This is a genomic window from Xanthobacter wiegelii (assembly GCF_043193855.2).
Classification (GTDB): domain Bacteria; phylum Pseudomonadota; class Alphaproteobacteria; order Rhizobiales; family Xanthobacteraceae; genus Xanthobacter; species Xanthobacter flavus_A.
In genome coordinates, this window is record NZ_CM195529.1 from 3,244,440 (window position 1) to 3,262,026 (window position 17,587).

At 67.2% G+C, this 17,587-nt stretch carries 21 protein-coding genes; 9 read left to right on the forward strand and 12 right to left on the reverse strand.

Annotated features, from left to right (window positions below):
• Nucleotides 1-22 precede the first annotated feature (22 nt).
• Both V5F63_RS15050 and V5F63_RS15055 read left to right on the forward strand, forming a co-directional pair.
• Nucleotides 23-1,150, forward strand: a complete 1,128-nt coding sequence (locus tag V5F63_RS15050; RefSeq protein WP_394102796.1) for an acyl-CoA dehydrogenase family protein — start codon at nt 23-25, stop codon at nt 1,148-1,150.
• A complete protein-coding gene (locus V5F63_RS15055) occupies nt 1,150-2,310 on the forward strand; it encodes a CaiB/BaiF CoA transferase family protein (RefSeq protein WP_394102795.1) in 1,161 nt (386 codons plus the stop codon). The genes V5F63_RS15050 and V5F63_RS15055 overlap by 1 nt, the downstream gene beginning before the upstream one ends.
• 3 nt (nt 2,311-2,313) lie before the next feature.
• On the opposite strand, the gene V5F63_RS15060 is transcribed toward V5F63_RS15055, so the two are convergent.
• The 4 genes from V5F63_RS15060 to V5F63_RS15075 are packed head-to-tail and all read right to left on the reverse strand — an operon-like array spanning nt 2,314 to nt 4,146.
• Entirely contained in the window at nt 2,314-2,688 is a 375-nt protein-coding gene (locus tag V5F63_RS15060) for an antibiotic biosynthesis monooxygenase family protein (protein WP_394102794.1), read from the reverse strand.
• Between the two features lie 31 nt (nt 2,689-2,719).
• Entirely contained in the window at nt 2,720-2,905 is a 186-nt protein-coding gene (locus V5F63_RS15065) for a hypothetical protein (RefSeq protein WP_209483496.1), read from the reverse strand.
• 43 nt (nt 2,906-2,948) lie between these two features.
• Nucleotides 2,949-3,344 (reverse strand): hypothetical protein, encoded by a 396-nt coding sequence (locus tag V5F63_RS15070; protein WP_394102793.1) that lies wholly within the window; start codon nt 3,342-3,344, stop codon nt 2,949-2,951.
• Between the two features lie 4 nt (nt 3,345-3,348).
• Complete coding sequence (locus V5F63_RS15075; protein ID WP_209483500.1) at nt 3,349-4,146, reverse strand: sterol desaturase family protein; 798 nt, start codon at nt 4,144-4,146, stop codon at nt 3,349-3,351.
• A gap of 384 nt (nt 4,147-4,530) precedes the next feature.
• Between V5F63_RS15075 and V5F63_RS15080 the strand changes: the two genes are divergently transcribed.
• Genes V5F63_RS15080 through V5F63_RS15105 form a run of 6 tightly spaced genes read left to right on the forward strand, consistent with a single transcriptional unit; the run spans nt 4,531 to nt 10,364 of the window.
• Nucleotides 4,531-5,805, forward strand: coding sequence for an ABC transporter substrate-binding protein (locus V5F63_RS15080; RefSeq protein WP_394030710.1), 1,275 nt, complete (start codon nt 4,531-4,533; stop codon nt 5,803-5,805).
• A gap of 10 nt (nt 5,806-5,815) precedes the next feature.
• Nucleotides 5,816-6,697, forward strand: coding sequence for a branched-chain amino acid ABC transporter permease (locus V5F63_RS15085; RefSeq protein WP_394030712.1), 882 nt, complete (start codon nt 5,816-5,818; stop codon nt 6,695-6,697).
• Nucleotides 6,694-7,725, forward strand: a complete 1,032-nt coding sequence (locus V5F63_RS15090; RefSeq protein WP_245327180.1) for a branched-chain amino acid ABC transporter permease — start codon at nt 6,694-6,696, stop codon at nt 7,723-7,725. Before V5F63_RS15085 ends, V5F63_RS15090 begins: the two co-directional genes overlap by 4 nt.
• Nucleotides 7,726-7,728: 3 nt before the next feature.
• Complete coding sequence (locus V5F63_RS15095; RefSeq protein WP_209483506.1) at nt 7,729-8,535, forward strand: ABC transporter ATP-binding protein; 807 nt, start codon at nt 7,729-7,731, stop codon at nt 8,533-8,535.
• A complete protein-coding gene (locus tag V5F63_RS15100; RefSeq protein ID WP_209483508.1) occupies nt 8,529-9,251 on the forward strand; it encodes an ABC transporter ATP-binding protein in 723 nt (240 codons plus the stop codon). Before V5F63_RS15095 ends, V5F63_RS15100 begins: the two co-directional genes overlap by 7 nt.
• Before the next feature lie 3 nt (nt 9,252-9,254).
• On the forward strand, nt 9,255-10,364 hold the full coding sequence (locus V5F63_RS15105) for a Zn-dependent alcohol dehydrogenase (protein WP_394102792.1): 1,110 nt from the start codon (nt 9,255-9,257) through the stop codon (nt 10,362-10,364).
• 62 nt (nt 10,365-10,426) lie between these two features.
• On the opposite strand, the gene V5F63_RS15110 is transcribed toward V5F63_RS15105, so the two are convergent.
• Nucleotides 10,427-11,239, reverse strand: a complete 813-nt coding sequence (locus V5F63_RS15110) for a GntR family transcriptional regulator (RefSeq protein WP_394102791.1) — start codon at nt 11,237-11,239, stop codon at nt 10,427-10,429.
• 79 nt (nt 11,240-11,318) lie between these two features.
• Nucleotides 11,319-11,615: a DUF6166 domain-containing protein gene (locus tag V5F63_RS15115; protein WP_209483513.1), complete on the reverse strand. Its 297-nt coding sequence runs from the start codon at nt 11,613-11,615 to the stop codon at nt 11,319-11,321.
• Between the two features lie 154 nt (nt 11,616-11,769).
• On the opposite strand from V5F63_RS15115, the gene V5F63_RS15120 reads away from it, so the two are divergent.
• Nucleotides 11,770-12,117, forward strand: a complete 348-nt coding sequence (locus tag V5F63_RS15120) for an ArsC family reductase (protein WP_209483515.1) — start codon at nt 11,770-11,772, stop codon at nt 12,115-12,117.
• 51 nt (nt 12,118-12,168) lie between these two features.
• Here the strand turns inward: V5F63_RS15120 and V5F63_RS15125 are convergent, their stop codons facing one another.
• From V5F63_RS15125 to V5F63_RS15150, 6 genes are all read right to left on the reverse strand, one after another.
• Nucleotides 12,169-12,642, reverse strand: coding sequence for an SRPBCC family protein (locus V5F63_RS15125; RefSeq protein ID WP_209483517.1), 474 nt, complete (start codon nt 12,640-12,642; stop codon nt 12,169-12,171).
• 54 nt (nt 12,643-12,696) lie between these two features.
• Nucleotides 12,697-13,398, reverse strand: coding sequence for an ABC transporter ATP-binding protein (locus tag V5F63_RS15130; protein ID WP_394102822.1), 702 nt, complete (start codon nt 13,396-13,398; stop codon nt 12,697-12,699).
• The gene (locus V5F63_RS15135; protein WP_394102790.1) at nt 13,391-14,143 is read right to left on the reverse strand and encodes an ABC transporter ATP-binding protein; all 753 of its coding nucleotides are present in this window, start codon (nt 14,141-14,143) and stop codon (nt 13,391-13,393) included. The genes V5F63_RS15130 and V5F63_RS15135 overlap by 8 nt, the downstream gene beginning before the upstream one ends.
• Complete coding sequence (locus V5F63_RS15140) at nt 14,140-15,147, reverse strand: branched-chain amino acid ABC transporter permease (protein ID WP_394102789.1); 1,008 nt, start codon at nt 15,145-15,147, stop codon at nt 14,140-14,142. Before V5F63_RS15140 ends, V5F63_RS15135 begins: the two co-directional genes overlap by 4 nt.
• 30 nt (nt 15,148-15,177) lie before the next feature.
• Nucleotides 15,178-16,050, reverse strand: a complete 873-nt coding sequence (locus V5F63_RS15145) for a branched-chain amino acid ABC transporter permease (RefSeq protein ID WP_209483523.1) — start codon at nt 16,048-16,050, stop codon at nt 15,178-15,180.
• Nucleotides 16,051-16,296: 246 nt separating this feature from the next.
• Entirely contained in the window at nt 16,297-17,544 is a 1,248-nt protein-coding gene (locus tag V5F63_RS15150; protein ID WP_209483525.1) for an ABC transporter substrate-binding protein, read from the reverse strand.
• Nucleotides 17,545-17,587: the final 43 nt, after the last annotated feature.

Here is a 17,587-nt window from a genome sequence, read left to right on the forward strand (position 1 = left end):
CAATAAGAACCGGAGGGAGCCCATGATCCTCACCGAGACCCAGGTCGCCATCCGCGACGCCGTGCGCGCCTTCGCCTCCGAGCGCCTCGCGCCCGGCGCCGCCGCGCGGGACAGGGAACACCGCTTCCCGGGAGATGAACTGAAGGAGCTGGGCGCTCTCGGCTTTCTCGGCATGCTGGTGCCGGAGGAGCTTGGCGGCTCGGCCACCGATCTCGTCTCCTACGCCCTCGCGCTGGAGGAGATCGCGGCGGCGGACGGCGCGTGCTCCACCATCGTCAGCGTGCATTCCTCGGTGGGCTGCATGCCCATCGTGAAGTTCGGCACAGATGCGCAGAAAGAGCGCTTCCTGCCCAAGCTCGCCTCCGGCGAATGGATCGGCGGCTTCGCCCTGACAGAGCCCCAGGCGGGATCGGACGCGGCGGCGCTGCGCACCCGCGCGCGGCGGGACGGCGACCATTACATCCTCTCTGGCGCCAAGCAATTCATCACGTCCGGCAAGAACGGCAACCTCATCATCGTCTTCGCGGTCACCGATCCGGATGCGGGCAAGAAGGGCATCTCCGCCTTCATCGTTCCCACCGATACGCCCGGATACGAGGTCGTGCGGGTGGAGGAGAAGCTTGGCCAGCATTCCTCAGACACCTGCCAGCTCGCCTTCAACGACATGCGGATCCCTGCTGAACTGCGGCTGGGGGCCGAGGGCGAGGGGCTGAAGATCGCCCTGTCCAATCTCGAAGGCGGGCGCATCGGCATCGCCTCCCAGTGCGTGGGCATGGCGCGCGCGGCGTTCGAGGCGGCTTGCGCCTATGCAAAGGAGCGCGTGACCTTCGGCAAGCCCATCATGGAGCATCAGGCGGTCGCCTTCCGCCTTGCCGACATGGCAACCCGCATCGAGGCGGCCCGCCTGATGGTGCTTCACGCGGCGTCCCTGCGCGAGGCCGGCCTGCCCTGCCTTGCCGAAGCCTCCATGGCGAAGCTGTTCGCGTCCGAGATGGCCGAGCAGGTGTGCTCCGCCGCCATCCAGACCTTCGGCGGCTACGGCTATCTGGCGGACTTCCCCGTCGAGCGCATCTATCGCGACGTGCGTGTCTGCCAGATCTACGAGGGCACGAGCGACGTGCAGCGCATCGTCATCGCGCGGGGGCTGTGATGGTGGAGGCCCCCTCCCCGGCCCCGCGCGGTCCCCTCGCCGACATCCGCGTGGTCGATCTCTCCCGGCTTGCCCCCGGCCCCTATTGCACCATGCTCCTCGCGGATTTCGGGGCGGAGGTGATCGTGGTGGGCGGCGGGCGGGCCGGCGTCGCCATTCCGGAATTTTCTCGCGGCAAGCGGCATATATCTCTGGACCTGAAGGCCCCCGCCGGCCGGGCCGCGCTCCACGCTCTGGTGCAGACCGCCGACGTGCTGGTGGAGGGCTTCCGCCCCGGCGTCGCCGATCGCATCGGCGCCGGATACGAGACACTGGCGGCGCTCAATCCGCGCCTCGTCTATTGCTCGCTGACCGGCTTCGGGCAGGACGGCCCGCGCGCGCTGGAAGCGGGTCACGACATCACCTATCTCGCGCTCGCCGGGGTGCTCGGTTCCATGGGCCCGAAGGACGGACCGCCCGAGGCGCCGCTCAACCTTGTCGCCGATTTCGCCGGCGGCAGCCTGATCGCCGCCCTGGGCATCCTCGCCGCCGTGATCGAGGCGAAGACCACCGGACAGGGTCAGAAGATCGACGCCGCCATGGTGGATGGCGCGCTCTCCCTGATGGCCATGCACTGGCCGCTGTGGAAGACACCCCATTGGCCCGCGCGCGGCGACGGGCTGCTCGGCGGCGGCGCGCCGTTCTATCGCTCCTATCGCTGCGCGGACGGCGGGTTCATCGCGGTTGGCGCGCTGGAGCGGGGCTTCTTTGAAGCACTGTGGCGGCGCCTCGCGCTAGGCGAACCGCCGGACCATATGCGGCGGGACCTGTGGCCTCACATCGAGCGCACGCTGGAAGCGACCTTCGCCGGCCAAACGCGCGACCACTGGACCGCCCTGTTCGCCGGTACGGACGCCTGCGTCGCGCCGGTTCTGGCGCCCGACGAGGTGTGGAGCGATCCCCACATTGCCGCCCGCCATCCCGACAGCGGGCCGAACCGGGTGCCTGCGGTGCCGCGCCTCTCGCGCACGCCCGCACAGGCCCACCCGCTCGATCTCGCCGATTGCACGACCGACGTGCTGCGCGAGGCCGGCCTCAGCGACGCGGACATCGCCGCCGCCGTCATGCCGCCCGACACAGCGGGCCGCTCGGGCCTCGACTGGCCGCCGGAGCTGCGCTGAACGTCAGAAGGCGGGATCGGCAACCGCGGCCTTCGGCTTGTGGAGGCTCCGGCTGTCGTCCGGCGCCTCGTCGCGCTCGAACATGCCATAGTCGCGCACCACGGCGGCGACCCTCAGGCGATAGTCGCGGAACACGCCTGCCCGCCCCGCCGCCTGCGTCTTGCGATGGGAGGTGAGGTTGCGCCAGGCCTTCACCGCTTCCTCATCGCGCCAGAAGGAGAGCGAAAGCATCTTGCCTGGATTGGTGAGGCTCTCGAACCGCTCCACCGAGATGAAGCCGTCCATTTTCTCCAGCTCCACGCGCAGGCGCGCGGCGAGATCGAGATAGGTGTCGCGCTGACCTTCAGCCGGCCACACCTCGAATATGATCGCGATCAAGACCCGACCCCCTGTCCGGTGTTCGACGAGACTAAACCTTGTCGCCGGGCCGGCGCTGCACCTCGGGGAAGACCCACATGGCGATGACCATGAAAACACCCAGGAAGGCGACCGCATATTTCGGTCCCTCCTGCCCAAGCGCGGACTGGAAGGCATAGCCCGCCGCCGCGACGGCGAGGACGATGAGGGAGAGGATGAGCTTGATGTGGGTGGGCATGGAATGTCCCCTCTTGAAGGCCGGACAAGGCCGGCGCTGAGCTTCAGATGAGCGCGGCGCCGCCGCCGGGAAGCGCGGCCCAGACGGCCAGCGCCGCGCCCTGGAGCGCCACCAGAGCGGCAAGGCCGCGCCGGCCGTCGCGGAACGATGTGGGCAGCAGCTCGAACGGCGCCGGGGCGAACAGCAGGACGAGGCCGCCGACGACGATTAGGCTGGTGAGGCGCAGGTTCGCATAGCCGTAGGCCAGCGCCGCGGCGGCGAGCACGAGCCAGAGCAGACTGTTGACCAGGACGAGGGCGCGGCCCCCTGCCTGCCGCGCCCCCGCCGGCCGCGTGTTCGCCGGGAACATGCCGGAGAGCACGAGAAAGCCGAGGCACGCCGCCGTCCACAGACCGGTGAAGATCAACAGGCCGGCGACATTGGGTTCGATGGAGGCCATGGCCTCACTCCGCCGGGGCGACGTGGCCGGAAGGCGCCGTCTTGCCCTTCGGGGTGCGCGCGGTGCGGCGCATGTCGGTCTTCAGGTGGCGGGTGTCATAGCCGTTGAAGAGATGGCCGAAGAGCCCGCGATTGAGGTCCGACGTGCCGAACGCCCAGTCCATGATGGGGAAGGTCAGGTTCATGTTGCGCTCCATCATGAGCGACTGGTTGTGGTGCGCGGCGTGGTGGCGTCGGTTGGTGTTGATGAAGGGCACGTTCCGCACGAACCAGTTCTCGTCGATGTGCGTGGTGAAGTGCATGAATTCGTAGAGCAGATAGACCGAGGTCGTGGTGGTGATGAACAGCCAGCCCACATTCGGCGAGATCAGCCAGCCGAACACGATGGCGCCGGGAATGGACATGAGCGTGAAGGTCACCAGCGCATAGGGCGGGAAGAAGGTGACGCGCCAGTCGTGGTGACCGGCGAAGCGCATCTCCTCCTCGGTGAAGAACTGGTGATGCATGAGCGTGTGGCGGTTATAGACCGCGCGGAACAGCGGAAAGCTGGACGGCCGGTGCATCACATAGCGGTGCAGCCACCATTCGAAGAAATTGCAGAACAGGAACACGACCGGAATGGTGAGCCACTCCCACCACCGGACATCGTGCATGTTCGAGATGTAGATGTAGAGCGCCGTAAAGCCGATCGCATAGATGATGGCGATGTGCAGCCAGCCGTTATACCAGCCGGTGACGCGCTCGCGATAGGTTGCGCGGTATTTGCGCTGGCGATCCGTCATGGGGCTCGAGGTGAGTTCCATCGCTCTCTCCCTTGCGCGCTGTCGGTGCGCGCCATTCTCTTGATTCCCCCGCGCTTGAACTGGAGTGCCACGGCTTGAGGGCCGGCACCCCTTGCGATGCCCCCGCCGGACGGCCGAGGGGCGCTTCGCGACAGCGCGTGAAGAACTAATATGTCAGTCACACATCATATGCAAGACGGAGAATCTCTGGCTCAAACCGCCTCGCCACGCGCCCGAACAGCCAAGCCGAATGTCATCAACATATTGATTTTATTGGCATCGATCCATCCATTCCCTTTTAAAATGATCCAGATCAAAAAAGCTTCTTGCAGACATTCTTTTGGCATATCTATGATATGTCAGTTCACAAAGGCGGGCATGAGACCCGCCTAGGGGAGGACGCCAATGAACATTTCTCGCCGCACATTGATGCGGGGGATCGGTGCTGCCGGTCTCGCCGCCGCCGCTCCGGGGGTTTTCTCCCCCGCCATCGCCCAGTCGAAGCCGGTGCGCATCGGCATTCTCGCGCCCCGTTCGGGCGCCATGGGCACGGTCGGCGAATGCGGCATCCGCGCGGTGCAGTGGGCGGCGGAGCGCATGAACAAGGACGGCGGCATCGCCGGCCGCCCCATCGAGCTGGTGTTCGAGGAGGAGACCTCGCCGAAGGACACGATCGAGCGCTTCCGCCGCCTCGCCCTGCAGGAAAAGGTGGACTGCGTCCAGGGCCTCATCTCCACCGGCGTGTCGCTCGGCGTCGCGCCCGTGGCGGAGGAAGAGCAGGCCCTGCTCATCATGTGGGACGGCACCACGCAGGACGGCGTGAAGGAGGCGATGCCCAAGTCGCGCTATGTCTTCCGCTCCACCGACAACGAATGCGAGGCGGTGATGGCCTCGCTGCTCGCCATCAAATACTTCAAGGGCAAGATCAAGCGGATCGCCGGCATCAATCCGGACTATTCCTACGGCCGCAACAACTGGGAGGCCTTCCGGCAGATCCTCGCGCGCGCCGGGGTCGAGGTGGAGGTGGTCGCCGAGCAGTGGCCCAAGGTCGGCACCATGGACCTCACCTCCCATGTCGCCGCGCTGAAGGCCGCCAAGCCGGACTTCATCTTCTCCTCCATGCTGTTCGCCGATCTGCCGGTGTTCATGAAGCAGGGCTCGGCCGCGGGCCTGTTCGAGGGCGTGAACCTCGCCCTTCCCGCCGCCGGCTGGCAGATCAACCAGCTGAAGAAGGAGTTCATGCCCGAGAACATCGTGTTCGGGCACAACACGCTCTACTTCGCGCTGCCGAACGCTTCCGCGCTGCAGAAGGCGTTCGTCGAAGACTATATGGGCCGCTACAAGGAAGCCCCGCACTGGGAGGCCGACCGGGCCTATTTCGCGCTCGCCGCCTACAAGGCCGGCGTTGAGGCCGCGGCCAAGGCCACCGGGCGCTGGCCCAAGCTCGACGAGATCATCGATTCGATCCCCAAGCAGAAGGTCGAGAGCCTCGGCGGTCCGGGCCAGTTCCGCACCGACAAGATCGCCGAGCAGACCTTCTACCAGGGCCTGTCCACCAACCAGAATTCCTACGACTTCCCGACGCTGAGGACGGTGGACAGCTTCACCGCCGACCAGCTCCAGAAGCCGCCGGGCGTGGACTTCTGGGAATGGCTCAAGACCTCCAAGCTTCCCGTCTGAGGAGCGCCGCGTGACCGTCTTTCTCGACGTCCTCCTCGGCGGCGTGTTTCACGCCGCCATTCTCTTCCTCGTCGCCGCCGGGCTCCAGCTGGTGTTCGGCGTGCAGAAGATCGTCAACCTCGCCTGCGGCTCGTTCTACGCGCTGGGCGCCTATTTCGGCATAACGGCCGTGGGCCTTGCCTCGGCCGTGGGCTTTCCGGCCTGGACCGTTCTCCCGGTGCTCATCCTCGCGGGGCTCGTCATCGGCCTTGTCGGCCTGCCGGTGGAACGCGTCCTGCGCACCGTCTATCGCCGGGACGAGAGCTATCAGCTGCTCCTCACCTTCGGCCTGCTCCTGATGTTCCAGGACGTGTTCCGCTTCTTCTGGGGCGCGACGCCCCGGACGCTGGACAACGCCTATCTCGCCTACGGCACGGCCGAGTTCCTCGGCCTCAGGGTGCCCACCTACAATCTCCTCGTGATCGCCGCCTCCATCGCCATCGCGGTGGCGCTCGGCGCCTTCCTCCAGAAGACGCGCACGGGCCGCATCATCCGCGCCACGGCAGAGAACCGGGACATGACCGAGGGTCTCGGCGTGAATTCCTCCCGCGTCTTCGCCGCGGTGTTCACGGTGGGCTGCATGCTCGGCACCGTGGGCGGCGCGCTGGTGGTGCCGGCATCGGCCTCCTCGCTGGACATGGCGGTGGAGCTTGTGGTGGAAGCCTTCGCCGTGGTGGTCATCGGCGGCCTCGGCTCCATGCGCGGCGCGCTCGCCGGGGCGCTCATCGTCGGCCTGATCCGGGCAGCGGCCATCATGGTTCTGCCCGAGGCCGAGATTCTCTCCATCTATCTGGTCGTCATCGCCGTGCTCATCCTGCGGCCGGCCGGGCTCTTCGGAAAGGCAATGGCATGAGCACGCCCACCCTCGGCACCCCCACGGCCGCCCGCGCAGCCGCCGCGGCGGCCCCCGCCGCCGGCATGCGATGGCCCAGCGGCCTTGCTGCCTTCCTCGTGATCGTGGTGGCGATGGCGGGCCTGCCCCTCGTCGCCTCCACCTACATGCTCACCCTGATGGTGCCCTTCTTCGGTTTCGCCATCGCGCTGCTCGGCTTCAACCTCCTGTTCGGATACACGGGCCTTCTCTCCTTCGGCCATGCCATGTTCCTCGGCATCGGCGCCTATGCGGCGGCGGTGATGACCTCCAAGCTGGGCGTCCGCTCGCTGGAGCTGACTCTTCTCGTTGCGGTGGCGGCGGCGGTGGTCATCGCGGTGCCGGTGGGCTTCCTGTGCGTGCGTTACACGCGCATCTTCTTCGGCATGCTGACCCTCGCCTTCGGCATGCTGTTTCACTCCATCCTGTTCAAGTTCTACGGCCTCACCGGTGGCGATCAGGGCATGCGGGTGATGCGCCCGCTCCTGTTCGGCATGGAGTTCGAGGGCGGCAAGACCGCCTTCATCACCGGCCCGTTCTATTACTACGCCCTCGGCCTCCTCACGCTGCTCGGCTACGCCATGTGGCGGATCGTGCGTTCGCCCTTCGGGCTGCACCTCACGGCCATCCGTGAGAACGCGCAGAAGGCGGCCTATCTCGGCGTCACGGTCTCGCGGATGCGGCTCGCGGCCTATGTCATCTCAGGTGTCTACGGCGCCATCGGCGGGGTGATCCTGGCCGTCACCATCGGCCTCGCAGACCCAGAGATCGTCTATTGGACGCAGTCCGGCAACCTCGTCTTCATGGCGGTTCTGGGCGGCTCCAGCGCGTTTGCCGGTCCCGTGGTCGGCGGCCTCGCCTTTGTGCTGCTGCAGGACACGGTGATGTCCGCCACCCAGTACTGGCGGTTCGTGATGGGCGGAATTCTCGTGCTCATCGTCATCTTCTTCCCGCGAGGCATCGCCGGCCTGTTCGGCGACGCCTTCGCCCGCCTCAAGCGCGGGAGCTGACCCATGGCATCTCACGCCCTTCTCTCCGCCCACCAGGTCTCCAAGAGCTACGGCGACTTCCACGCGCTCCGGAATGTCTCGGTGCATGTGGACGACGGCGAGTTCATCTCGATCGTCGGCCCCAATGGGGCCGGCAAATCCACCCTCGTCAACGTGCTCACTGGCCTCCTGAAGCCCACAACCGGGCACGTCCATTTCCGCGGGCAGGACATCGCCGGCATCGGCCCGGTGGAGCTGTCCCGCCGCGGCATGGCGCGGGGGTTCCAGCTGGTGAACATCTTTCCCGCCCTCACCGTTCGCGAGACGCTGGGGGTCGCCGCCGCCTCCCGCCTCAGGCGCATCGGCAACCCCTTCCGCAGCCTCGGCGCTGACCGGGAGGTGCGTGACGCCGTGGAGGAGGTGGCCGACATCTTCAACCTGCGCCATCGGCTGGACCAGCAGGCGAGCGCCCTCTCCCAGGGCGAGAAAAAACTGCTGGACGTGGCGAGCGCCTTCGCCCTCAAGCCCGAACTGATCCTCATCGACGAGCCCACCTCCGGCGTCTCCACCGGCGACAAGCACGCCATCATGGAACTGCTGGTGGCTGCCTCGCGGAAGGCGGGCGTGCGCGGCATCATCCAGGTGGAGCACGACATGGATCTCGTCGCCCGCTACTCGGACCGCATTGTCGCGCTCCAGGCGGGCACGGTGCTGGCGGACGAAAAGCCGGAGACCTTCTTCAAGGATCCCGCCCTCATCGCCGCCGTGGTGGGCACGCGCCCGCCGAAGATGACCCAGAAGCCGGCCGTTCAGGAGATCCGCCCATGCTGAGCATTTCGGGCCTCAAGGTGGATATCGCCGGCAGCCGCATCCTGTCCGGCATCGACCTTGCCGTAGAGCCGGGCGAACTCGTCTGCCTCATCGGCCGCAACGGCGCGGGCAAGACCACGACGTTCCGATCCATCATGGGCTATCGCAAGCCCGCCGCCGGCTCCATCCGCTTCGCGGGCAAGGAGCTGGTCGGCCGCGCGCCGCACGAGATCGCGCAGATGGGCGTGGGCTTCTCGCCGGAGGAATCGGAGGTCTATGCCGACCTCACCGTGGCGGAAAATCTGGAGCTGCCGACCTGGACGCGGCGCTCCAAGATGTCGGAGAAGGATCGCGTGGAGCGCTCCCTCACCGTCTTCCCGAAGCTGCGGCAGTATCTGCACCGGGGCGGCGCGCAGCTCTCGGGCGGCGAGCGCAAGATGGTCTCGGTGGCGCGCGCGCTCGCCCTCGATCCGAGCCTCCTCCTGCTGGACGAACCGTTCGAGGGTTTGTCCCCGGCCATCATCCCGGTGATCTCGGAAGGCATCGCCTCCATCCGCGCCATGGGACAGGCGGTGCTGATGGCGGAATCCAACGTGCATCACCTGCCGGACTATGTGGATCGCCTCTACGTGCTTGAGCGCGGCGAGATGATCTTCTCCGGCACGCTGGCGGAGGCGCACCGTGACAAGGCGGTCATGCGCGTCATCGCCGGCGAGGTGGAGCTGGAGCACGCCTGAGCCATGCCCCTCACCTATCGTGCCGCGGTGCTTCACGCGCCGCAAACGCCGCTCGCCATCGAGACGGTGGCGGCGGCCCCGCTCGGCCCGTCGGACGTGCTCGTCCGCATCAAGGCGGCCGGGCTCTGCCACACTGATCTGGAGGTGATCGAGGGCGGGCTGGTCTATCCCATGCCCATCGTGCTCGGCCATGAGGCGGCGGGCATCGTGGAAGACGTCGGGCGTGAGGCCAAGGGCGTCCGCAAGGGCGACCATGTGGTGCTCTCCTGGAATCCCCATTGCGGCCACTGCTTCTATTGCGACCGCTCCCTGCCCATCCTGTGCGAGGGCTATCTCGCCGAAGGCCCGAAGGCGCGCGCCTTCGACGGCGCCGCCAAGGCGCGGCTCGCGGACGGGCGCGAACTCGGCAACCTCATGTTTCTCGGCGCCTTCGGGGAATACTGCATCGTCGCCGACCAGCAGGCCGTTCCCGTGCCGAAGGATCTGCCGTTCGAGGAGGCCTGCCTCATCGGCTGCGGGATCATGACCGGCGTCGGCGCGGCGCTGAACGTCGCCCATATCGGGCCGGGCGACACAGCGCTTGTCATCGGCTGCGGTGCCGTGGGGCTCGCTGCGGTGCAGGGCGCCCGGTTGGCGGGCGCGGAAACCATCCTCGCCACCGATCTCGACGACGCCAAGCTCGCCCTCGCCCGCACCATGGGTGCCACCCACACGGTGAATGCCCGCACAAGCGACGTGGTGGAGGCCGCCCGCGCCCTCACGGGTGGTCGCGGGGCGGACGTGGTGCTGGAATCCGCCGGCAGCCCCATCGCCTTCCGCACGACGGTGGAGGCGGTGCGGCCGGGCGGCGAGGTGATCTGGCTGGGCAAGATCGACGTGACGAAGGACGTGTCGTTCCGGTGGGGCGCGCTGATGGCGGAAAAGCGCATCCGCCGCGTCTCCTACGGCGGCGCTCGCCCCGCCCGCGACTTCCCGTTCCTGGCGCGCGCCGCGCTCGCGGGGCGGCTGGATCTCAAGGGGCTCATCTCCCGCCGCATCGCGCTGGAGGAGATCAATGCGGGCTTCGCCGCGCTGAAAGCGGGCGAGACCATCCGCAGCGTGGTGCTGTTCTGAGGCGGGCGGCCGCCCCACCTTGAGACTCCCTCTCCCGCAAGGGGAGAGGGGAGAAACAATCCTCACGCATCCAGCGTCTTGCGGGCGAAGTCCTCGATGTAATCCACGAGGTTGGAGGCCGCCGTCTCGGCCCCCTTGCGGTCGCGGCGGGCCACCGCCTCGGCCACCTCGGCGTGCAGCCGGGCCGCGAGCGGCAGGTCCGCCACTTCCCTATAGTGCTGATACCAGAAGCGGCGCGACAGGGCGTTCATGAGGCCCATGGAGCGCACCGCGAACTCATTGCGCGAGGCCTGCGCCATGAGGAGATTGAAGCGCCGGTCAAGGCGCATGAAGGCGAGGTCGTCCTCCACTTCGGCCGCCTGCCGCATGGAGCCGGCGATCTCGGCGAAGGCGTCCCGCTCCTCGGACGTGGCCCGCTCCGCGGCGAGGCCCGCCATCAGCACCTCCAGCACCCGCCGCACCTCCAGCAGGCGGAGCTGGGTGCGCAGATTGATGTCCGACACGAGCACGCCGCGGCGCGGCAGCACCACCACCAGCCCATCCCGTGCAAGCCGTTGCAGCGCCTCACGGATGGGCGTTCGGCCGATCTTCAGGCGATCCGACAGGGTGAGTTCGGAAAGCACCGCGCCGGGGGGAAGCTGGAGGGTCGCGATCAATTCCTCAAGGATGCGATAGGCCCGGTCGGTGAGGCTTGCATCTTCCGCCGGAGCCTCCTCGCGACGAGACCGCCGGGCCGGGACCCGGGGCTCCTTGCGGGTCTCGCGCAGCGGCTCGAGCAGGAGGTCCAGTCCCGCATCGGCGTCGTTCAGAGCCGCCTGCCGCTTCTGGCGCTTGACCGGCGCCCTGGACACCACCTTGGACACCGCCTTCGCCATGCCGCCCGCTCCTGTGCCGTCAATAAAAATGTGACGACGGATTCGCTCACCGCCGTCAAGCGTTGGGGCGTCCTTTGGCTCAGGCTGCGACGCGATGGATGGCGGCGGCGATGTCGTCGGAGGTCATCTCCCATTCGTTGGCGAAATTCGCCACCACATCGCGCATGAACTGGTCATGCAGCGCATAGGCGCGCCTGTCGTCGCCGAGATGGTCGGCGAGAAGCGCAAGCGCGAGTTGCGCGGGGGCCTGCCCCTCATAGCTCCATTCGAAGCCGTCGCTGCTCAATTTGGCGATGTCGGTGCGCTGGGGCAGCGGCTTGCCGTCCACCGTCACCGCGATGCCGTCGATGGTGCGATCTCCCCGATAGGTCTTCATGCGTCCTGCCCTGCCTGTCATTGCCCGTCCAATTGGGATTGCACTGATATGTTACATGAGCAGCAGACGGCATTCAACGACCCTGCGACGCGAAAGCTGCACGCGCGGCGGCACGCACTGGGGTAAGGTCGGCGCTTTCAGACGGGGGATTGCGATGACGACGACGATCTATGGCATCAAGGCCTGCGACACCATGAAGAAGGCCCGATCCTGGCTGGACGATCAGGGCGTCGCCTATGCCTTCCACGACTACAAGTCGGCGGGCATTGATGCGAAGACTCTACAGGGATGGGCGAAGAAGGTCGGCTGGGAGAAGCTGCTCAACCGGGCCGGTACCACCTTCAGAAAGCTGCCGGATGCCGACAAGGCGGACATCGACGAGGCCAAGGCGCTGGCGCTGATGCTGGCGCATCCCTCCATGATCAAGCGCCCGGTGCTCGAGCACGGGCGCGACCTGATCGTCGGCTTCAAGCCGGAGGAGTATGCGGCGCACATAAAGTGACGCGCGGCGAGATGAGGCCGGTCGGCGCCGGCCTCCCGATCGCTCCCGCCCTCAGGATGCCTCTGCCGCCGGAGGCGTTTCCACCGGCGCATTCAGCGCATCGGCGAAGCTGGTGAAGAACTGGTCGGACAGCTTCTTCGCGGTCGCCTGCACGAGGCGTCCGCCGAGGGAGGCGAGCTTGCCGCCGATCTGCGCATCAGCGACGTAGGTGAGGATGGTGTCGGCGCCATCCTCCGCCAGCGACACCTTGGCCTCGCCCTTGGCGAAGCCGGCGATGCCCCCATTGCCCTGCCCGACGATGCGGCAGCCGGCGGGCGCCTCCATATCGGTCAGTTCCACCGAGCCGGAAAAGGTGGCGGATACCGGCCCCACCTTCACCTGCACCTTGGCGGCATAGGCATTGTCACCGGTCTGCTCCAGCTCCTTGCAGCCCGGGATGCAGCGCTTGAGCACCTCCGGATCGAGGATGGCTTTCCACACGGTCTCGCGCGGGGCGCTGATGCGATACTCGCCGGTCAGTTCCACGGGATGGTCCTCCCCTTGTTCTCGTTCGCGCGTGCCGGTCTGAGGCGGCGCCGCTCAGACCGCACAATAGCGGTCCTGGATGTCCTTGTCGGCGAGGAGTTCAGCAGCGCTCGACTGATGCACCAGCTCGCCCTGGTCGATGATGATGGCGCGGCTCGCCAGATTGAGCGCCCATTCCACGTTCTGCTCGACCAGCAGCAGCGTCGTGCCCTGGTCCCTCAAGCGGCGGAAGAGGACGCCCATCTCCTCCACCAGAACCGGCATGATGCCTTCGGATGGCTCATCAAGCAGCACCATCTTTGGCTTCGAGATGATGGCGCGTGCGATGGCGAGCATCTGCTGCTCGCCGCCGGACATGGTGGTTCCCTGCTGCTCCAGCCGCTCCTTGAGGCGCGGAAAGCTCTTGGCGATCTCGTCGATCGCCTCCCGCTCATCCGTGCGGGCGGCGGCGACGAGGCCGAGCTGCAGGTTCTCCCGCACGCTGAGGCCGGGGACGATGCGCCGCTCCTCCGGCACATAGCCGAGGCCGAGGCGGAACCGGGCGTGGGCGCCGAGCGGGAGCAAGTCCGTGCCATCGAACGTCACCCGCCCTTCCACGCGCGGCATCAGCCCCATGATGGCGCGCAGGGTGGAGGTCTTGCCCGCGCCGTTGCGGCCGACGAGAGCGACGATCTCGCCCTGTTCGATCTTGAACGTCAGGTCGTGGACGACGTGGCTCGGCCCGTACCAGGCGTTGAGCTTCTGGACCTCAAGCATAGCCATCGTTCTGCCCCAGATAGACGCGGCGGACTTCCGGATCGGCCTGCACGGCGGCCGGCGTGCCATCGGCGATGAGCCGGCCGTGATGCAGCACGAGGATCCGGTCCGACAGGCCGAGGATCATCTTCATCTTGTGCTCGACGAGGAGAATGGTGCGGTCCGCCGCGAGGCGCTCGATGAGCGCTACCATGTCCTTGGTCTCTTCCGGCCCCATGCCGGCAGTCGGCTCGTCCAGCAGCAGCAGCTCGGGGTCCGCGACCAGCGCGATGGCGATCTCCAGCGCCCGCTGCTCGCCATGGGCGAGGTCGCGGGCGCGACGGGCGCTGCGATGGGTGAGGCCGACTTCGGCAAGGGCCGCATCCGCCTTCTGCACCAGCTCAGGATAGCGGTCGCGATGGCTGAACACGTCATAGCGCGTCTTCAGCGCCTGCGCGGCCACCCGCACGTTCTCCTCCACCGACAGCTCGGGGAAGAGGTTGGTGATCTGGTAGGAGCGCGCGATGCCGAGATGGGCGAAGCGGTGCTGCTTCAGCCCTTTCAGCTCCTGCCCCTTGAAGCGGATGGAGCCCGTGGACGGCTGAAGCACGCCGGACAGCACATTGAAGAACGTGCTCTTGCCGGCGCCGTTCGGGCCAATCACGGCCGTGACCTTGTTCCGCTCGAAGCTGGCCGAAATGCCCGCGAGGGCGACAAAGCCGCCGAAGGAGCGGCCCACGTCCGTCACTTCCATCAGCGCGCTCATGACGCCCTCCTGCGGCGCACGATCTGGATCAGGCTGCCCCAGATGCCCTTGGGCAGGAACAGCACGAACAGGATGAAGACGATGCCGACGATGAGCTGCCAGTGGGAGGTCCACAGCGAGGCGACATCCTCGATCAGCAGGAACACAAGCGCCCCCACGAACGGCCCGAAGAAGGAGCCGGCGCCGCCCAGCATCGTCATCATCACCACGATGGACGAGGTGTGGACGCTCAAGGCATCGAGCGGCACGATGGAAAGGTGCAGCGCCGAGAGCGTGCCGGCGAGGCCGCACAGGCCGCCGGAGAGGACGAAGGACAGGAGCTTGGTGCGCTCCACATCGAAGCCGCAGGCGCGGGCGCGGGTCTCGTTCTCGCGCACCGCCTCGATGGCCGCGCCGAAGGGTGAGTTCAGCACCCGCGAGACGAACCAAAGCGCCAGCGCGGCGAAGAACATGATGAAATAGTACTTCGCCAGCGGGTTCAGGAGGTTCACCGAGAAGCCGCCGATCAGGTCGGCCTTCGCCACGGTGAAGCCGCGCAGACCGTTCTCGCCGCCGGTCCAGCCGGAGGCCTGGAGCGCGACGTAATAGACGAGTTGCGCCAGCGCCAAGGTCACCATGCAGAAATAGATGCCGCGGGTGCGGATGGAGAGCGCGCCGATCACCGCCGAGAGCAGGCTCGCGCCGACGATGCCCGTGAGCATGGCGGGGAACCAGCCGAAGCCGAAATGCGCGATCGACATTCCGGTGAGATAGGCGCCCGCACCGAAGAAAGCCGCATGGCCGAACGAGAGCAGGCCCGTGTAGCCGAACAGCAGGTTGAAGCCCACGGTGAACAGACCGTAGATCAGCACGTTCACCGCCAGCGCCTGGGAGGGCAGAACGAAGGGCAGCACCGCCAGCACGGCGATGGTGAGCGGCACGCGCCAGCGGTCCAGCGCGGCGCCGGCCTTCGGCAGCGTGCGCGGCGCCACGGCCTGCCCGGCGGCGAGGTCGGTTGTGGTCATGGGGTCGTCTCCGTTCACGCGCCGGTTCCGTCAGGCGCCCGCCGGCCGGCCGAACAGGCCCTGCGGTCGGACGAGGAGGATGAGGGCCATCAGGCCGAACATGACGATGGTCGCCATTTCGGGAGCGAACAGCGCGGTCATGCTCACCGCGACACCCACCAGCAGCCCGGCCACCACCGCGCCGAGCAGCGAGCCCATGCCGCCGATGACGGTGACGACGAAGGCCTCCGCCAGCACCAGCGTGCCCATCTCCGGGCTCACGTTGCGCATGGGCGCCGCCAGGACGCCGCCGAGCGCGGTGAGGCCCACTCCGAGGCCGAACACGAGCAGCCAAAGCCGGCTCACGTCCACCCCCAGCACCTTCATGATGAGCGGATCGCGCGCGCCGGCCCGCACGATGAGGCCGAAGCGCGTCTTCTCCAGCGCCACCCAGAGCAGCAGCAGGATGACCGCCACCACGCCGACCACGAACAGCCGGTAGATGGGGAAATAGCCGACCCCGAGGTCCACCACGCCCTGCAGGGCGTCGGGCGCGGAGAACGGGATGCCGTCCGTGCCGAAGGTGATGCGCACGGTCTCCACCAGCACGTAGCCGAGGCCGAAGGTGAGGAGCAGCGGGTCATCCGGCGTGCGGCCATAGAGCGGCCGGATCAGGAAGCGCTCGATGAGCATGCCGAGCACGCCCACGGCGATGGGCGCGACGATGAGCGCCCACCAGAAGCTGCCCGTCTGCGCGGCGATCCACAGCCCTGCGTAGGCACCCACCATGAATAGGGCACCATGGGCGAAATTCACGATGCCGAGCATACCGAACACGATGGTGAGCCCGAGGGCGACCATCACCAGGATCGCCCCGAGGGCGAGCCCGGAGAACAGCTGCATGAGGATGAGTTCAAGGTCCATCGGGCGTCTCTCGGGGCGGACGGGGCATCTTCTCCCCTCTCCCTTCGAAGTCGGCTGTTGCCGACTTCGACTTTCGCGAGCCGAACTCGGCAACAGCCGAGGTCGGGCGGGAGAGGAGCTGGAGGTTGAGGGGGCAGGAGTGCTTTCGCCAACGCCAGTATCCGGCCCGACGGCGGCACACCCCTCACCCCGCCCCTCTCCCGCAAGGGGAGAGGGAGTTTGATGGCGGGGAGAAGGAAAAAATCCTCAGGTCGGGAAGCCCAGCTCGCCGCAGGAGCGCAGCATCTGCTCCGAGCCGGGGACGTTCTCCACGATGTCGAACAGGTCCTGCTCGCTCTTCATGTCGGCCTTGGCCTTGGACTTCAGCACCAGCACCGACTGCACCGACTGGTGATCGCACTTGCGGAAGTATTGCGGACCCTTGGCCACGTCATACTTCAGGCCTTCCAGCGCCTCGATCACCTTGTCCGTGTCTGTGCCGCCGGCCTTCGCCATGGCCAGCAGCAGGGCCGAAACACCGGTGAAGCCATAGGCACCGTAGTCCGTGGGCAGGGAGCCATAGGCCGCCTTGTAGGCGTCGTTGAAGGCCTTGGCGGAGGGAATGGTGCTCTCCAGCGCCCAATAATAGTTGGCGCCGCCGATGATGCCCTCGAACACGTCGGGCGCCACCGCGATGCGCTGGTTGTGCAGCAGCACGGGCACCACGATCTGCATCTGCTTCTTCATGCCGAAGTCGTTGGCCTGCTTGATCGAGTTGGCCTGGTCGCGACCGAAGTTGCAGATGGCCAGGATGTCCGGCTTGAGGGCGCGGATGCGCGGCATCAGCGTGGAATAATCCGCCGCGCCGAACGGATGCAGGATCTCGCCGACGATTTCGGCGCCCAATTCGCCGGCCGCGCGCTTGAAGCCGCGCATCATCTCATGGCCATAGGCGTAGTCGGCGCCCAGCAGGACCACCTTCGAGCCCTTCTTGAAGGTCGCCCGCGCCACGGCGGCCGTGGTCATGTGCGGGTTCAGCGCCTCGTGGAAGGTGTATTTCGAGAAGTCCTTCACCTCGTTGATGGTGTCGGACTGGCTGATGGAGACGTAGATGACGCCACGGGCGCGCGTCACCTCGTTCACCGCAAGCTGGACGGCGCTGGAGAGCGCGCCGACCACCGCATGCACCTTGTCCTTCTCGATCAGCTCAAGCGTGCGGGTGGCGGCCTCGCCGGCGTTCAGCTTGTCGTCGCGGACCAGCAGCTCGACCTTGCGGCCGGCGATGCCGCCCTTGTCGTTGACGAGCTTCACGGCGAGTTCCGCGCTCTTCACCTGGTCCTTCGCCTCGGCGCCAAAGGGGCCGGTGAGCGGGGTGGGGAAGCCGATGCGGATGGCTTCGGCCTGCGCGCGCACGATGGCCGGCGAGGCGATGAGGCCGACGCCCGCGGCGCCGAGGCCGGCGAGCACGGTGCGGCGGGATACGCTGGAGAGGGGATGGTCGGTGCGCTTGGTCATGAAATCCTCCCGGTGAGTCTTGTTTTTTGGCTGTGGGCGGTCG

Excerpts from the sequence above, each read along its gene's own strand:
- V5F63_RS15090 (WP_245327180.1), top strand. The coding sequence starts at position 6,694 with ATGAGCACGCCCACCCTCGGCACCCCCACGGCCGCCCGCGCAGCCGCC.
- V5F63_RS15110 (WP_394102791.1), bottom strand. The coding sequence starts at position 11,239 with ATGGCGAAGGCGGTGTCCAAGGTGGTGTCCAGGGCGCCGGTCAAGCGC.
- V5F63_RS15140 (WP_394102789.1), bottom strand. The coding sequence starts at position 15,147 with ATGACCACAACCGACCTCGCCGCCGGGCAGGCCGTGGCGCCGCGCACG.
- V5F63_RS15080 (WP_394030710.1), top strand. The coding sequence starts at position 4,531 with ATGAACATTTCTCGCCGCACATTGATGCGGGGGATCGGTGCTGCCGGT.
- V5F63_RS15070 (WP_394102793.1), bottom strand. The coding sequence starts at position 3,344 with ATGGCCTCCATCGAACCCAATGTCGCCGGCCTGTTGATCTTCACCGGT.
- V5F63_RS15055 (WP_394102795.1), top strand. The coding sequence starts at position 1,150 with ATGGTGGAGGCCCCCTCCCCGGCCCCGCGCGGTCCCCTCGCCGACATC.
- V5F63_RS15065 (WP_209483496.1), bottom strand. The coding sequence starts at position 2,905 with ATGCCCACCCACATCAAGCTCATCCTCTCCCTCATCGTCCTCGCCGTC.
- V5F63_RS15095 (WP_209483506.1), top strand. The coding sequence starts at position 7,729 with ATGGCATCTCACGCCCTTCTCTCCGCCCACCAGGTCTCCAAGAGCTAC.
- V5F63_RS15105 (WP_394102792.1), top strand. The coding sequence starts at position 9,255 with ATGCCCCTCACCTATCGTGCCGCGGTGCTTCACGCGCCGCAAACGCCG.
- V5F63_RS15145 (WP_209483523.1), bottom strand. The coding sequence starts at position 16,050 with ATGGACCTTGAACTCATCCTCATGCAGCTGTTCTCCGGGCTCGCCCTC.
- V5F63_RS15100 (WP_209483508.1), top strand. The coding sequence starts at position 8,529 with ATGCTGAGCATTTCGGGCCTCAAGGTGGATATCGCCGGCAGCCGCATC.
- V5F63_RS15135 (WP_394102790.1), bottom strand. The coding sequence starts at position 14,143 with ATGAGCGCGCTGATGGAAGTGACGGACGTGGGCCGCTCCTTCGGCGGC.
- V5F63_RS15115 (WP_209483513.1), bottom strand. The coding sequence starts at position 11,615 with ATGAAGACCTATCGGGGAGATCGCACCATCGACGGCATCGCGGTGACG.
- V5F63_RS15150 (WP_209483525.1), bottom strand. The coding sequence starts at position 17,544 with ATGACCAAGCGCACCGACCATCCCCTCTCCAGCGTATCCCGCCGCACC.
- V5F63_RS15120 (WP_209483515.1), top strand. The coding sequence starts at position 11,770 with ATGACGACGACGATCTATGGCATCAAGGCCTGCGACACCATGAAGAAG.
- V5F63_RS15050 (WP_394102796.1), top strand. The coding sequence starts at position 23 with ATGATCCTCACCGAGACCCAGGTCGCCATCCGCGACGCCGTGCGCGCC.
- V5F63_RS15075 (WP_209483500.1), bottom strand. The coding sequence starts at position 4,146 with ATGGAACTCACCTCGAGCCCCATGACGGATCGCCAGCGCAAATACCGC.
- V5F63_RS15130 (WP_394102822.1), bottom strand. The coding sequence starts at position 13,398 with ATGCTTGAGGTCCAGAAGCTCAACGCCTGGTACGGGCCGAGCCACGTC.